Here is a 15,112-nt window from a genome sequence, read left to right on the forward strand (position 1 = left end):
TGTTCCGCATTAGTGTCTAGCTGTGACATATGGCGCATACCTGAGATATCCACATCTGTCCGGTGACCTGGTCACCTTCGTCGCCGACGACGATGTCTGGCTCGCCCCCGTCGCCGGCGGGCGGGCCTGGCGCTTCACCGCCGACCGCGTGCCGGTCTCCGCCCCGCGGTTCTCGCCCGACGGCTCGCGCATCGCGTGGACCAGCGGCAAGGAAGGCGCCCCCGAGGTGTTCGCGGCCGAGCTCGACGGCCCCGAGGGCACGCGGCTGACGCACTGGGGCAACGCGATGACCGGCGTCCGCGGATGGGCCGGCGACGACGCCGTGCTCGCGATCAGCTCCACCGGGGAGGCGTCGCGTACCCGGCTCTGGGCGTACGCCGTCCCGCTCGACGGGGGACCGGCGGCGCGGCTGCCGTACGGGTGGGTCAGCGAGGCGGCCGTCAGCGGCACGAAGGTGGCCACGGTGTCGCCGGTCTGGCGCGAGCCGTCCCAGTGGAAGCGCTACCGGGGCGGCACGGCGGCCAAGATCTGGGTCGACGCCGAGGGCGACGGGGAGTTCGCCAGGCTGTTCGCCGACAGCCCGGCCCAGTACTGGGCGGTCAACTGGGTCGGCGACCGGATCGTCTACCTGTCCGACGTCGATGGCGCGGGGAACCTCTACTCGGCCCTCCCCGACGGCTCCGATGTGCGCCGGCACACCACCCACGACGAGTTCTACGCCCGCCACGCCACGAGCGACGGCCGGCGGGTGATCTACAGCCACGCGGGGGACCTGTGGCTGCTGGAGAGCCTGGACGCCGAGCCGTACAAGCTGGACGTCAAGCTCGGCGGCCCGCGGCCGGGACGGGCGCGGCGGCCCGCGCCCGCGCGCGTCGGGGCCTTCTCGCCGGACGCGACCGGGCGGGCCAGCGCGGTCGAGCTCCGCGGCACCGCGCACTGGGTGACCCACCGCGACGGCCCCGCGGGCGCGCTCCGGGTGGAACCCGGCGTGCGGATCCGGCTCCCGCGCGCCCTCGGCGCCGACGGCCGCGCCGTGTGGGTCTCGGACGCCGGCGGCGAGGACGGGCTGGAGATCGGCACCCCCGGCGGCGAGATCAGGACCCTGGCCGACGGGCAGCTCGGCAGGGTGCTCGAACTGACCGCCGCCCCCGACGGCAAGCACGCGGCCGTGGCCACGCACGACGGGCGGCTGCTGGTCGTGGACCTGGAGTCGGGCAACCTGCGGGAGCTGGACCGCACCACGCAGGGCGACATCAGCGGGCTCACCTTCTCGCCGGACTCCGGTTGGCTGGCCTGGGTGCACCCGGACCACGAGCCCCTGTCGCAGATCAAGATGGGCCGCGTGGACGGCACGTCCGTGATCGACGTGACGCCGCTGCGCTTCTCCGACTACGACCCGATGTTCACCAAGGACGGCAAGCACCTGGCCTTCCTGTCGGTGCGCACGTTCGACCCGGTCTACGACGCACACGTGTTCGACCTGTCGTTCCCCGCGGGCTGCCGGCCGTACATCGTGCCGCTGCAGGCCACCACGCCGTCGCCGTTCGACCCCTCGTTGCAGGGACGCGGGTTCAACGGGGAGGACGACAAGCCCGCCAAGGACGACAAGAAGGACGACGCGCCGCCGCGTACCGAGGTGGACCCCGAGGGGCTGGCCTCGCGGGTGGTGCCCGTACCCGTGCCGGCGGGCCGCTACGGCAACCTCAGGACCGCCAAGGACGCGCTGCTCTGGCTCCGCCACCCCGTGACGGGCCAGCTCGGCGACGGGACCGAGCCGGCGACCGAGACCGTGCTCGAACGCTACGACCTCAAGAAGCGCGCCAAGGCCGAGCTGGGCAAGGAGGTGCGGGCCTTCGAGGTCAGCGGCGACGGCACCAGGCTGGTCACCAACGGCAAGAACGGCCTCCAGACGCGGGCGGCCGGCGAGGGCGACGAGGTCGTCACGATCGACCTCGACCGCATCACCGTCCAGATCGACCCGGTCGCCGAGTGGCACCAGGGCTACCGCGAGGCCGGACGGCTCATGCGCGACCACTTCTGGCGCGAGGACATGGGCGGCCTGGACTGGCAGGCCACGCTCGACCGGTACGAGCCGCTGGTCGCCCGCCTCGGCTGCCACTCCGAGCTGATCGACCTGCTGTGGGAGGTGCAGGGCGAGCTGGGCACCTCGCACGCCTACGCCCGGGGCCACGACGGCGTCACCGATCCGCGCCGCCGTCAGGGCCTGCTCGGCGCCGACCTGGCCAAGGACGAGGACGGGACGTGGCGGGTCGAGCGCGTCCTGCCCGGCGAGACGTCCGACCACGCGGCCCGCTCGCCGCTGCTCGCGCCCGGCGTCGCGATCCGTCCCGGTGACGCGATCGTGGCGGTGGGCGGCCGTCCGGTCGATCCGGTACGCGGCCCGCTCGCGCTGCTGTCCGGCACCGCCGACCAGCCCGTCGAGCTGACCGTGCGGCCCGCGGCCGGTGGCTCGCCGCGCCGGGTCGTCGTCACCCCGCTGGCCGACGACAGCCAGCTCCGCTACCACGACTGGGTGGAGAGCCGGCGGGCCTTCGTCCGCGAGGCGTCCGGCGGCAGGCTCGGATACCTGCACGTACCGGACATGGTGGCCTCGGGGTGGGCGCAGTTCCACCGCGACCTGCGTACCGAGATGGCCCACGACGGGCTGGTCGTGGACGTGCGCGAGAACAGCGGCGGGCACCTGTCGGAGCTGGTGCTGGAGAAGTTGTCGCGCAAGGTCACCGGCTGGGCGCGGGCCCGCGGCTACGAGCCGATGCGCTACCCCGAGGACTCGCCCCGCGGGCCCATCGTGGCCGTCGCCGACGAGTTCGCCGGGTCCGACGGCGACATCGTCAGCGCCGGGATCAAGAACCGCGCCCTCGGCCCGCTGGTCGGCACCCGGACCTGGGGCGGCGTCATCGGCATCGACTCGCGCTACTCCCTGGTGGACGGGACCGTGGTGACCCAGCCGCGGTACGCGTTCTGGCTGGAGGGGCCGGGCTGGGGCGTGGAGAACCACGGCGTCGATCCCGACGTCGAGGTCGTGATCACGCCGCAGGACCGGGTGGCGGGCCGTGACCCGCAGCTGGAGAAGGCGATCGAGCTGGCGCTCGCCGCCCTTGAGGAGCGCCCGGCCGTCACCGCGCCCGATCTGCCGCCGCTGGGCTGACCACCACGCTGAGGGGCGGCCCGTCCGGGCGCCCCTCAGCTCAGTCTGTCGAGGATCTCCGAGAGCAGCGCTTCCGTCGTCGCGAAGTTCAGCCGTACGTAGTCCGCGCCGCCCGGCCCGAACGCCGCGCCGTCGTTGAGCCGCACCCTCGCCTCCCGCTCGATCACCTCGGCCATGCCCGGCCGCCCGGTGTGCAGCCACGCCAGGTAGGTGGCCTGCGGGACCCGGTAGCCGAACCGGTCCGGCAGCCGTTCGGCGATCAGGCGGCGGTTGCGGTCGAGCAGCTCCCGGGTCCTGTCCAGCCAGGCGTCACCGTGCCGCCAGGCCGCGACCGTGGCCTCCACCCCGAGCAGGTTCGCCGACCCGAAGAGGAACGGCGGCTGCGCCGCCACGGCCGCGCGCACCCCGGCGTGTCCGATGTGGGCGACCGAGCAGCGGATGCCGCCCAGGTTGAACGCCTTCGTCGCCGAGGTGAGGGTGACCGTGCGCTCGGGGAGGATCGTGGCGAAGGGGATGTGCCGGTGCGGTTCGTACGCGAGGTCGGCGTGGATCTCGTCGGCCAGGACCAGCAGGTCGTGGCGTTCCGCGTGCTCGGCCAGCCCTTCCAGCTCGGCGCGGGTGAACACCCGGCCCGTCGGGTTCTGCGGGTTGACCAGCAGGAGCACCCGGCAGCCGGACAGGCCGGGCACCTCGAACCGCCACGCGTCGCCGTCCGGTTCGAGCCGGATGGGGACGAGCGGGCGTTCCATGGTGTCGAGGGTCGTCAGGAACGGGTGGTAGGCGGGGGTGTGCAGGGCGACGCCGTCACCGGGCCTGGTCCAGACGTGCAGCAGCACCTGGAGGGCCTGGTTGATGTCGCTGAACGTGTGGACGTACGAGGGGTCGGCGGCCCAGCCGTGGCGGGCGGCCATGCGCTCGGCGAACGCCTCGGCCAGGGGACCGCTCTGCGGCTTGTCGAGCCAGGTCGGGTAGCCGAGGTCGCCGGCGGCGCGGCGGGTCAGGGCCTCGATCACCTCGGGGGCGGTGGACAGGTCCATGTCGGCGATCCAGGCCGGGACGACCCCGGGTGGGGTGTCTGCCCACTTGAGACCGTCATGCGTGCCTTTGAGGTCCTTCATCTCCTTGGAGACAGAGGACGCTTTGGGGGCATGCGTCTCTTTTGGGGGGTTCGTGTCGGTCACAGGTACATTCTAGGAGTTTGCGGTGTGGCGGGGTGGGGCTGTGCCCGTGGACGGGTGGCTGGGGTGGCGTACCTGCTCGGTGGCATCGGGCCTGTATGCGAAGGGGCCAGGTGGCGTCCCGGTCGGGGCCGCTCGGTGCCTTCCCTGCCGTGGGCGCCGGGGCGTCAAGCAGGGGTTGCGACTGCGTGCGCACGAGCGGCGTTCGCTCCACCGATCGCCCTTGGTAGGGCGCTGCGACGTCCCGTCGATCAGCGCCGCGCACTAGCTGTACGGCACTCGGTGGCCCTGTCGCAGGAGCGTCTCTCACCGCGTGAGGTCGGCGCGGACTGAACCCTGGGGCAGGCCGCGTCCCTTCTGCCCGGGGCCTGGAGGGACGTCCTGAGGGAACGCGAGCGGGTGTGCCCCGGCACGAGCTTCGCCGGACTGTGGGCGGCGGCACGGTGTCGGGCCGGCGGGGGCGCGTGCTCCACCGGGCCTCGTTCGCCGGGTGCTGATCGCCTGGGCGGGCCCGGTGGCCGCCGGGTGCGGCTGCCACTCCCCTCCAGGTGGACGCCCGAAACGCCGCCCCCCACGTGAGGCCGGGTGAAAGGGCCTCGCCAGGGAGGGCGGCGTTCGTTGCGTGCGACTTGCGAGGAATCGCCACATGGCGCGAGCGACCGCAGTCCCCGTACGAGGGAGGCCGGATCGCAAGGATGCCGGACGACCGCCGCAGCCTCTCAGGAGAGGGCGGCTGCCGGTCGGCGGAGAACTAGAGGCGACGGAGGACGGCCACCACCTTGCCCAGAACGCTGGCCTCGTCGCCCGGAATGGGCTCGTAGTTCGAGTTGTGAGGCACCAGCCACACGTGCCCGTCCTTGCGCTTGAACGTCTTGACCGTGGCCTCGCCCTCGATCATGGCGGCCACGATGTCACCGCTCTCGGCGACCGGCTGCTGGCGGACGACCACCCAGTCGCCGTCGGCGATGGCGGCCTCGATCATCGAGTCACCGGCGACCTGGAGCAGGAAGAGCGTGCCCTCGCCGACGAGCTGCTTGGGAAGGGCGAAGACGTCTTCGACGCTCTCCTCGGCCAGGATCGGACCACCGGCGGCGATGCGGCCCACGAGCGGCACGTACGCGGCGGTCGGCCGGCTCACCGGCGCCTCGTCGTCGGTCGCGTCGGGGTCGACCCACATCACGGGCTCGCCGGGCAGGCGCACCTCCAGGGCGCGCGGCCGGTGCGGGTCGCGCCGCAGGTAGCCCTTGCGCTGGAGGGCGGTCAACTGGTGCGACACGCTGGACGTGCTCGTCAGCTGCACGGCCTCGCCGATCTCGCGCATCGAGGGCGGATAGCCGCGCTGCTGCACCGAATCGCGGATCACTTCGAGGATCTTGCGCTGCCTGGGCGTCAGGCCCAGGGAGTCGCGTCGGCGCACCGCGAGGTCTGTGACCCCGTTCGCGTCTTCCCGCTCACTCATGCTCTTCCTCCTCGCCTGGCGGCGGCCCGCCTCACCGGCGAACCTCCCGGTCCGTGGTCTTGATGTCGCACACAGCGACCGTATCGCTGTTGAAGATCATCTTCAAACAATTGTTCGAGTCTTCCTCGAAATTCTCGCCAGCGTGGTGTACAACATCGTACGGGAGTTCGATCGACACCGTGTTCGATTTGCTGATCTATTTTGGCCGTTTCCTCGGGCCAGACGGCGGGAGGTCAATCGTGCGAACGAACCCGAGCACCGACACGACCAGCGAAGACGTCAACCGGCTCACCCTCATCGCGGACGCCACCCGGGGCGGTGGGCAACGGGGAGACGACACGCGTACGGACTCCGGCCACCACGAAAATCGGGAAAAGCGGCCCGCGCCCGATTCGAACACCCGGCGGCGCCGCGCCGGTGGCTCCGAAAGCGCCGCACACGGCTCGTCCCGCCCTCATCTGTGGCTGGTCCCCTCACCGCGGCCCGACGCGGATGAGGACACCGACCGGACGGGGGCCCGGGAGGGTGAGAGGCGGCGGCCCGCCGACGACACGCTTGCCGGCCGCCGCCGTGCCGGCCCAAGGGGTACGGCAGGCGCAGCCGGAACGGACGTGACAGAGCCCCACGACCGCCCACCCGAGACCGCCCCCGCCGAGCGGGAACGGCGCTCGGGCCGACGGGCAGGGCGTGTGGCGCGGGGCCGTGAGGCGCGTCGTCCAGGAGAGGTCACGGGCCGACCCGACGCACGCGGCCCCCGCTCCGGAGAGACGACCCAGCGGCAGGCAACTCAGGGACGCCGCTCCGGGGAAACGGCCGACCGGCCGGAAACGCGGGGACGGCGCTCGGGGGAGGCGGCCGTGCAGTTGGAGACGCAGGGGCGGCGTCGAGGGGAGATGGCCGGGCGGTTCGACAGGCGTAGGCGAGGGACCGGGCAGACGGCGGGGCAGGCGGCGGAGCGGTTCGAGCGGCGGGGCAGGCGGTCGGGGGAGGCTTCGGGTGGGGAGCGGGGGCAGGTGGTGAGCGGGCCGGGGGGCTCGGGGCGTCGGGGGGCGCGAGGTGCTGGTGGTGGCGAGGCTCGCGGGGGGCGAGAGGTGTCGGGGCGTGTTGTGGGGGTTGGAAGTGCTCGGGCCGGTAGCGGTGGAGGGCGGGCGTGGAGTCGTCGTGCGTTGCGGCGGCGGGGGCGTGGTGTTGCGGTGATCTCTCGGGATGGGGGCGTCAAGGTTCCCGCTCCTCCGGTGCGGCTGACCCGGCGGGGGCGGATCGTGCTGGTGGTGGGGATGGTTCTGCTGTCCCTGGGTGGATTCTGGCTGGGGACGCGGGCGGCGGGGCATGCGGCTGTGGGTCTCGCTGTGCCCGGCCATGCGGGGGTGTCGCCGGTGGAGGCCGGTCGGGGAGCCGCGCTGTGGGGGATCGCGGACGTGCGGTGAGAGGAAGAGGGGCGGTGGTCGGGGGGTCCGAACGATCACGGGCCGAGTGTCCCGCCACCTGCACGCCATCACGATCAGCGAAGGCCCGTTCGACGAACGGCTCGACGTCCGTCTCACCCGCGCCGCCGAGCGCGTCTGCGCCGGGCTGGTCGATCCGGACGACTTCGACGACGACCACCGCGGCCTGTCTCCGCGGCGACTCCACGACCGGCTGATCGCCGAGCGCCTCGCCACCGAGGACGCCGTACGAGACCTGCGCGACGACTTCGGCACGCAGACCGTCGACGACTTCCTCGCCGCCCACGGACCCGGGCTGGCGCGGCGCTCGCTGAGGGGGGCGCACCGCTCGGGAGTCGATGCCATTGGGCGCCTGTGGGGCCGGATGGGTTCTGAAGGGCGATGGGGCGTTGTGGCGTGAGGCCCGTGCCGCGGCCGCCTGCCGGGGTTATGGCGGTGGCGGGTGAGAAGTGGCCGGTGTGACGGCGGTCCAAGGACATTGCAGGCGGGGCCGAGGGGGAGTCGGAGTTCGGAGGTTCCTGGGGGGTTCGTGGGGGTAGTGGGTGGGGTCCTCGGGGGGCCGCGGGAGGTGGGGGGAGGGTGTGGGCTCCGGTACCTTTGTGGGGCCTGTTTGGGCTGGTCGCCGTCGGGTGACGCGAGACGGGTCGTCCGAGGCGCGCGGGGGCGTGGCCGGGGCGACACGCCCGGGGCCGGTGTGACTCGGGGGCTGATCAGCGACTTCAGCTCCAGGGTGTTGCTCAACTTGCGTTCATGGTCGCGCGCTTCTACGGTTGGACCACAACATCTAGTAGTTACACCGATGTCGGTTCACCACACCTTGTGTTTCCGTGACCGCACCATGGCGAGCCGTGGGGCGTGCGCGAGCGTACCGCGGCGAGGGTTTTACGCGTGTGGTGGGCCGTGCGGGTCAAGGAGGCGAAGCCGTGCACTGTCCGTTCTGTCGCCACCCTGACACCAGGGTCATCGACAGCCGGTCCACGGACGACGGCGCGGCCATCAGGCGCCGCCGCACCTGTCCCGAGTGCGGGCGCAGGTTCACCACGCAGGAGACCGTCCTGCTGATGGTGAGCAAGCGCAGCGGGGTGACGGAGCCGTTCTCGCGGGACAAGGTCGTCGCGGGCGTGCGGCGGGCCTGTCAGGGCAGGCCGGTCAGTGAGGATTCGCTGGCCCAGCTAGGGCAGCGGGTCGAGGAGGCCATCCGGGCCAAGGGTGCGGCCGAGCTGCCGTCGAACGAGGTGGGCCTGGCGATCCTCGGTCCGCTCCGGGAGCTGGACGAGGTGGCCTACCTGCGATTCGCATCGGTTTATCGCGGTTTCGAGAGCCTGGCGGACTTCGAGGCCGAGATCTCACAGTTGAAGGCGGAGAAGGGGGAGTCATGACGGACACGGCCAGCGGTTCAGTGGCGCGCGGGGGTAAGCGGCCGCGTAAGGGGTTGAGGATGAAGCGGATCTTCACGAAGCCCGGCGTGCACCCGTATGACGAGGTCCAGTGGGAGCGCCGCGACGTCGTGATGACGAACTGGCGCGACGGCTCGATCAACTTCGAGCAGCGGGGCGTCGAGTTCCCCGAGTTCTGGTCGGTGAACGCGGCCAACATCGTGACCACCAAGTACTTCCGCGGCGCCGTGGGCACGCCGCAGCGCGAGTGGAGCCTGAAGCAGCTCGTCGACCGGGTGGTCGGCGTCTACACCAGGACGGGCGTCGAGCACGGCTACTTCGCCGGCGAGGAAGACGCCGAGATCTTCGACCACGAGCTCAAGCACGCGCTGATCCACCAGGTCTTCGCGTTCAACTCGCCGGTCTGGTTCAACGTGGGCACCGCCTCGCCGCAGCAGGTCAGCGCGTGTTTCATCCTCTCCGTGGACGACCAGATGGAGTCGATCCTGGAGTGGTACAAGGAAGAGGGCGTGATCTTCAAGGGCGGTTCGGGCTCGGGGGTCAACCTGTCCCGCATCCGTTCGTCCAAGGAGCTGCTCTCCAGCGGCGGCACGGCCAGCGGCCCGGTCAGCTTCATGCGCGGCGCGGACGCCTCCGCGGGCACCATCAAGTCGGGCGGCGCGACGCGCCGGGCGGCCAAGATGGTCGTGCTCGACGTCGACCACCCCGACATCGAGGAGTTCATCGAGACCAAGGCGCGCGAGGAGGACAAGGTCCGCGCCCTGCGTGACGCCGGTTTCGACATGGACCTGGGCGGCAAGGACATCGTCTCCGTCCAGTACCAGAACGCCAACAACTCGGTGCGCGTCTCCGACGAGTTCATGCGCGCGGTGGAGAAGGGCGACGAGTTCGGCCTGCGCGCCCGCCTGACCGGCGAGGTCATCGAGAAGGTCGACGCCAAGGACCTGTTCCGCAAGATGGCCAAGGCCGCCTGGGAGTGCGCCGACCCGGGCGTGCAGTACGACGACACGATCAACGACTGGCACACCACGCCCGAGACCGGCCGGATCACCGCCAGCAACCCGTGCTCCGAGTACGTGCACCTGGACAACTCCTCGTGCAACCTGGCCAGCATCAACCTGCTGAAGTTCCTGAAGGACGACAACACCTTCAACGTCGCCGACTTCGTCAAGCTGACCGAGCTGATCATCACCGCGATGGACATCTCGATCACCTTCGCCGACTTCCCGACCGAGAAGATCGGCGAGACCACGCGGGCCTACCGCCAGCTCGGCATCGGCTACGCCAACCTGGGCGCGCTGCTCATGGCCACGGGCCACGCCTACGACTCCGACGGCGGCCGGGCGGTGGCCGGGGCGATCACGTCGCTGATGACCGGCGTGTCCTACCGGCGCAGCGCCGAGCTGGCCGGGGTGGTGGGGGCGTACGACGGTTATGCCCGCAACGCCGAGCCGCACAAGCGGGTCATGCGCAAGCACGCCGCGGCCAACGACAACCTGCGCACGGTCGGCACCATGGACGCGAAGATCCACGCCGAGGCGTCGCGCCAGTGGTCGGAGTGCCTGAGGGTCGGCGAGAAGAACGGCTACCGCAACGCTCAGGCCAGCCTGCTCGCCCCCACCGGCACCATCGGCCTGATGATGGACTGCGACACCACCGGTATCGAGCCGGACCTCGCGCTGGTCAAGTTCAAGAAGCTGGTCGGCGGCGGCTCGATGCAGATCGTCAACCAGACGATCCCGCGGGCGCTCAGGCAGCTCGGCTACCAGCAGGAGCAGATCGAGGCCATCGTCGAGTACATCGGCGAGCACAGCCACGTCGTCGACGCCCCCGGCCTGCGCAAGGAGCACTACGAGGTGTTCGACTGCGCGATGGGCGAGCGGGCCATCGCGCCGATGGGCCACGTGCGGATGATGGCGGCGACCCAGCCGTTCCTGTCCGGCGCGATCTCCAAGACGGTCAACCTGCCGGAGTCGGCCACGATCGACGACATCGAGCAGGTCTACCTGGAGGGCTGGAAGCTCGGCCTGAAGGCGCTGGCCGTCTACCGCGACAACTGCAAGGTCGGCCAGCCGCTGTCGGCCGGCAGCGGCGCCAAGAAGGACGAGCCGAAGGCGGTCGAGGCCGAGCCCGAGGTCAAGGTCATCGAGGTCAACCGGCCGACCCGGCGGCGCATGCCCAACCAGCGTCCCAGCATGACCACCCGCTTCACCGTGGGCGGCGCCAAGGGCTACATGACCGCTTCGTCCTACCCTGACGACGGGCTCGGCGAGGTCTTCCTCAAGATGTCCAAGCAGGGCTCGACGCTGGCGGGCGTCATGGACGCCTTCTCGGTGGCGATCTCCATCGGCCTCCAGTACGGGGTGCCGCTGGAGACGTACATGAGCAAGTTCGTGAACATGCGGTTCGAGCCGGCGGGCATGACGGACGACCCGGACATCCGGATGGCCACGTCGGTGATGGACTACATCTTCCGCCGCCTGGCCCTCGACCACCTGCCCTACGACGAGCGGGCGGCCCTCGGCATCTTCTCGGCGGCCGAGCGCGCCGCGCAGCAGCGCGGCGAGGACCCGGCGGCGCTGCAGGAGGCGGTCGACCGGGAGGCGCTGGCCCAGTCGGCGCCCATCGAGGAGAAGCCGAAGCAGGAGCCGGTCAAGGAGCTGACGCTGGAGAGCCACCAGCGGTTCACCGCCGACGCGCCGCTCTGCATGACCTGCGGCACCAAGATGCGGCCCGCCGGAAGCTGCTACGTCTGCGAGGGCTGCGGCTCGACCAGCGGCTGCAGCTGATTCCGCGCTGAGCTGAGCTGAGGGGGATCCGGGACCGGGTCCCCCTCAGTGGCGTGCGCGGGGTCAGGTCTCGGTCAGCACGTCGCGCAGGACGTCGGGTTTGTCGGTGATGATGCCGTCCACCTGGTACGTCAGCAGGCGGTGCATGATGTCGGGGTTGTCGACCGTCCAGGCGAAGACCTTCATACCGTGGTCGTGCGCGAGCTTCACGTACGAAGGGGTGATCGCGGCGTACGGCGGGTTGACGTGGTCGGCGAACCTGGACAGGCCGGGCAGCGCGGCGGTGTCCGGCGTGCCGAGCAGCCCGATCGGGACCTCGGGCAGCATCCGGTGGAAGGCGCGCATCGAGTCCCAGTCGAACGACTGCGCCACCAGCCGCCCCGGCGTGAGCCAGACGGGTTCGGCGCGCAGCGCCCGGACGATGCGGGCCTCGATGCCCGGGTAGAGCCGGGGCTCCTTGACCTCCAGCAGCAGGCCGGCGCCGGAGCCGGCCATCGCGCGCAGCGCCCCCTGAAGGGTCGGGACCCGCTCGCCGGTGTACTCCCGGTCGAACCAGGAGCCCGCGTCCAGTCCGCGGACCTGCGCGAACGTGAGGTCGCGTACCCGCCAGGGGGCCAGGTCGGGCAGGACGCGCTCGGCGTCGGTGGTCCGGGCGAGGGTGGTGTCGTGCATCAGGACCAGTTCATGGTCCTTGGTCTCCTGGACGTCCAGCTCGAACATGCCGGCTCCCTGGCGGGCGGCGAGCTGGAATGCGGCGATGGTGTTCTCCGGCGCGTACGCCGACGCGCCCCGATGGGCGACGTTGACCACGGTGTCGACGGCGGCGGCGGGCGGGGAGGCGAGGGCGAGGACGACGAGGGGCAGGGACAGGGCGAGTCGCCGGAGCATGGATCTCCTCGGTTGGGGGAGAGACCGACAAACCCGACCATGACAAGGCCGGATGACCGTGAGTTGAGGGCACAGTAACGAAGTGGTGCCCGCCGGATGAGCCTTTGACACCCGGGGCGCTGAGGCTGCCCGGACACGCGTGAGGGGCGGGTCGCCCGTGGCGGCCCGCCCCTCGTGTGTGCCGGTGTTACCTGAGACCACCGTCCAGCGCGGTGGTGAGGACGCCGGTGTCACCGGACATCTCCCAGATCATCGCGCCCAGCAGGCCCTTGCTCTTGAGCCAGGCGGTCTTCTTGCCGATCGACCAGGCGTCGTCGAACGACCACCACTGCCCGTTGTTGCCGGTGTAGCAGTAGGTGGCCACGGCCACCTCGTCGTGGTGCACCGTGCAGCCGGGCACCATGGCGAGCAGGTTGCTGTAGCCGCGCGTGCCCGCCTCCTCCTGGAACTGGCCGGGGGCCGCGCCGTGCGCGTCCTGCCACTCGCCGGCCTTGCCGCCGTCGGTCACCTGCTGCCAGCCGCGGCCGTAGTAGGCCAGGCCGATGGTGAGCTTGCGCGGGTTGACGCCGGCCTGGAGGTAGAGGTCCACGGCCTTCTCGACGCTGAAGTCCGGGTTGTACGGGCTGTCCGCGTCGAGGTACAGGTTGCCCTGGTGGCCGGTGCGGTTCGGCTCCCAGGAGTTGTCGCTGCCCGCGCCGTGGAAGTCGTAGCCCTGGATGTTGAAGATGTCCAGCGACTTGGCCACCTCGGGCAGGTCCCAGCCGGCGGCGATCTTCGCCGGGTCGGCCGGGGTGAACGCCGTGAGCTGGTACCGCTTGCCGGTCGTCGTCGTCAGCGCGTCGAGCTGGCGGCGGAACTCGGCGATCAGCAGCGTGTTGTTCGCCTTGTCGTTCGCGCCGACGTGGTTGCCCGCGTGCCCTTCGGCGCCCGGCCACTCCCAGTCGAGGTCGATGCCGTCGAAGATGCCCGCGGCCGTGCCCGGCCCGCCCTTGCCGTTGTAGTCGGGCAGGTTGCCCTTGATGTAGGTGTCGATGCAGGAGGACACGAACTTCTTGCGCGAGGCGTCGGTGGCCGCCACGTCGGAGAAGTACTTGGAGTACGTCCAGCCGCCGAGCGAGATCAGCACCTTCAGGTTCGGGTACTTCGCCTTGAGCTTCTTGAGCTGGTTGAAGTTGCCCTGCAGCTTCTCCCAGCCGGTGTCGGCGACCCCGTCGACCGACTGGGCGGAGCTGAACGGCCTGCCGTAGTCGGCCTCGGCGTCACCGGCGCCGTCGCCCTGGCTCGGGTCCTGCGGGTCGGACGTGGTGCCCTTGGTGACGCCCTGCAGGCAGGTCAGGTTCTTGGGGTCGATGTTGGCGAAGGCGTAGTTGATGTGGGTCAGCTTCGCCGCGGCCCCGGTGGTGTCGAGGTTGCGGACGAAGTACTGGCGGCCGTAGATGCCCCACTGCACGAAGTAGCCGACGCGGGCGTACCCGGTCTCGACGATGTCCGACGTCGTCACCTTCACCGGGGTGGAGGCGGCCGAGAGGTTGTCGTACAGGTCGCGGGCCTTGACCGTGAAGGTGTACTCGGTCGAGGGGGACAGGCCGGAGACGACCGCGGTCGTGCCCGTGACGGTCGTGGCCAGGGCCGAGCCGACGAAGACGTCGTAGTTGGCGACGCCGGTGTTGTCGGTGGAGGCCGTCCAGGCCAGCGTGACGCTGCTGGACGACTTGGCCGTGCTGCGCAGGCCCGACGGCACCGACGGCGCCTGCGTGTCGTCGGCCGGGTTGCGGGTGGTCACCTTCAGCGGCGTGGAGGCGGCCGACAGCGTGCCCTTGCGGTCCTTGGCCTTGACGGTGAAGGTGTACTCGGTGTTCGGCGTCAGGCCGGAGACGGTGCCGGAGGTCTCGGTGACCGAGGCGGCCAGGGCCGTGCCGTTGTAGATCTCGTACCCGACGATGGGGAGGCTGCCCTGGGTGGCGGCGTCCCAGGCGAGCGAGACGGTCTTGGTGGTCTTGACCGGCGAGCGCAGGTTCCCGGGGGCGCCGGGCGGCGCGTCGGGGGTGCCGTCGCAGTTGACGTCGTTGATCCGGCAGCTCGTCGGCTCGGCGTTGGCCGTGCTCACGGTGAAGCTCGGGCTGTAGGGCTCGGTGGTCGCGCCCGCGTTCACGGTGGTGTTGTAGTGGACGGGGGACAAGGTGACCGTCCGCCCGCTCTGGGTGAGGGAGCCGTTCTGGGCGTTGCTCGCGGTGACGCCCGCGGGCAGGTCGAAGACGATCGACCAGCCGTTCAGCGCGGTGGTGCTGTTGTTGGCGACGATGAACTTGGCCGAGGTGCCGCTGACGTCGTACGTGGCGCTGACCGGCGGCTTGGCGGGCGGATCACCGCCGGTGCCGTCGCAGTTGGCGCCGTTGATCAGGCAGCTCGTCGGCTGGACGGCCGAGCTCAGCGTGACCTTGGGGCTGTAGGGCTCGGTGTTCTTCCCCGCCTGCACGGTGTTGATGTAGAAAGCGGGGGTGAGCGTCACCTTGGTGCCGTTCTGGCGGATGGTGGCGTTCTGGGGGTTGCTCGCGGTGACCCCGGACGGCAGCTCGAAGACGATCGACCAGCCGCTGACGGCGGTCGTGCCCGGGTTGCTCACCAGGAAGGTGCCCGTGGTCCCGGAGAGGGAGAACGTGGCGATGAGGCGGCTCGCGGCCTGTGCGGGAAGGGTGCACATGCCGATGATCACGAGGACGGCGATCAGGGGGGTGACTAATCGGCGCACGTCAAGGACCTTTCTTTAAAGAAAGTTTCCTAACAATT

At 70.9% G+C, this 15,112-nt stretch carries 8 protein-coding genes; 4 read left to right on the forward strand and 4 right to left on the reverse strand.

The window, feature by feature from the left end:
• The first annotated feature begins 22 nt into the window (after positions 1-22).
• Positions 23-3,169, forward strand: coding sequence for a PDZ domain-containing protein (locus ACIHAD_RS05730; protein ID WP_397353183.1), 3,147 nt, complete (start codon positions 23-25; stop codon positions 3,167-3,169).
• A 35-nt stretch (positions 3,170-3,204) separates the two neighbouring features.
• Here the strand turns inward: ACIHAD_RS05730 and ACIHAD_RS05735 are convergent, their stop codons facing one another.
• Positions 3,205-4,287, reverse strand: a complete 1,083-nt coding sequence (locus ACIHAD_RS05735) for a MalY/PatB family protein (RefSeq protein WP_397353184.1) — start codon at positions 4,285-4,287, stop codon at positions 3,205-3,207.
• Between the two features lie 811 nt (positions 4,288-5,098).
• Positions 5,099-5,806: a transcriptional repressor LexA gene (lexA, locus tag ACIHAD_RS05740; RefSeq protein ID WP_397353185.1), complete on the reverse strand. Its 708-nt coding sequence runs from the start codon at positions 5,804-5,806 to the stop codon at positions 5,099-5,101.
• Positions 5,807-7,279: 1,473 nt separating this feature from the next.
• Here lexA and ACIHAD_RS05745 point away from each other — a divergent pair.
• The 3 genes from ACIHAD_RS05745 to ACIHAD_RS05755 all read left to right on the forward strand — a co-directional run bounded on the left by ACIHAD_RS05745 (position 7,280) and on the right by ACIHAD_RS05755 (position 11,437).
• Positions 7,280-7,651: a hypothetical protein gene (locus ACIHAD_RS05745; RefSeq protein WP_397353186.1), complete on the forward strand. Its 372-nt coding sequence runs from the start codon at positions 7,280-7,282 to the stop codon at positions 7,649-7,651.
• Positions 7,652-8,174: 523 nt separating this feature from the next.
• Positions 8,175-8,630, forward strand: coding sequence for a transcriptional regulator NrdR (gene nrdR / locus ACIHAD_RS05750; protein WP_103955744.1), 456 nt, complete (start codon positions 8,175-8,177; stop codon positions 8,628-8,630).
• Positions 8,627-11,437, forward strand: a complete 2,811-nt coding sequence (locus tag ACIHAD_RS05755) for a vitamin B12-dependent ribonucleotide reductase (RefSeq protein WP_397353188.1) — start codon at positions 8,627-8,629, stop codon at positions 11,435-11,437. Before nrdR ends, ACIHAD_RS05755 begins: the two co-directional genes overlap by 4 nt.
• Positions 11,438-11,500: 63 nt before the next feature.
• On the opposite strand, the gene ACIHAD_RS05760 is transcribed toward ACIHAD_RS05755, so the two are convergent.
• Positions 11,501-12,325: a glycerophosphodiester phosphodiesterase gene (locus ACIHAD_RS05760; protein ID WP_397353189.1), complete on the reverse strand. Its 825-nt coding sequence runs from the start codon at positions 12,323-12,325 to the stop codon at positions 11,501-11,503.
• A gap of 187 nt (positions 12,326-12,512) precedes the next feature.
• Positions 12,513-15,074 carry a glycosyl hydrolase family 18 protein gene (locus tag ACIHAD_RS05765; protein ID WP_397353190.1) on the reverse strand — a complete coding sequence of 854 codons (2,562 nt, stop codon included), beginning with the start codon at positions 15,072-15,074 and terminating at the stop codon, positions 12,513-12,515.
• Positions 15,075-15,112 lie beyond the last annotated feature (38 nt).

Origin of the sequence: Nonomuraea sp. NPDC052265 (assembly GCF_044547985.1) — a bacterium.
Taxonomy (GTDB): Bacteria; Actinomycetota; Actinomycetes; order Streptosporangiales; family Streptosporangiaceae; genus Nonomuraea.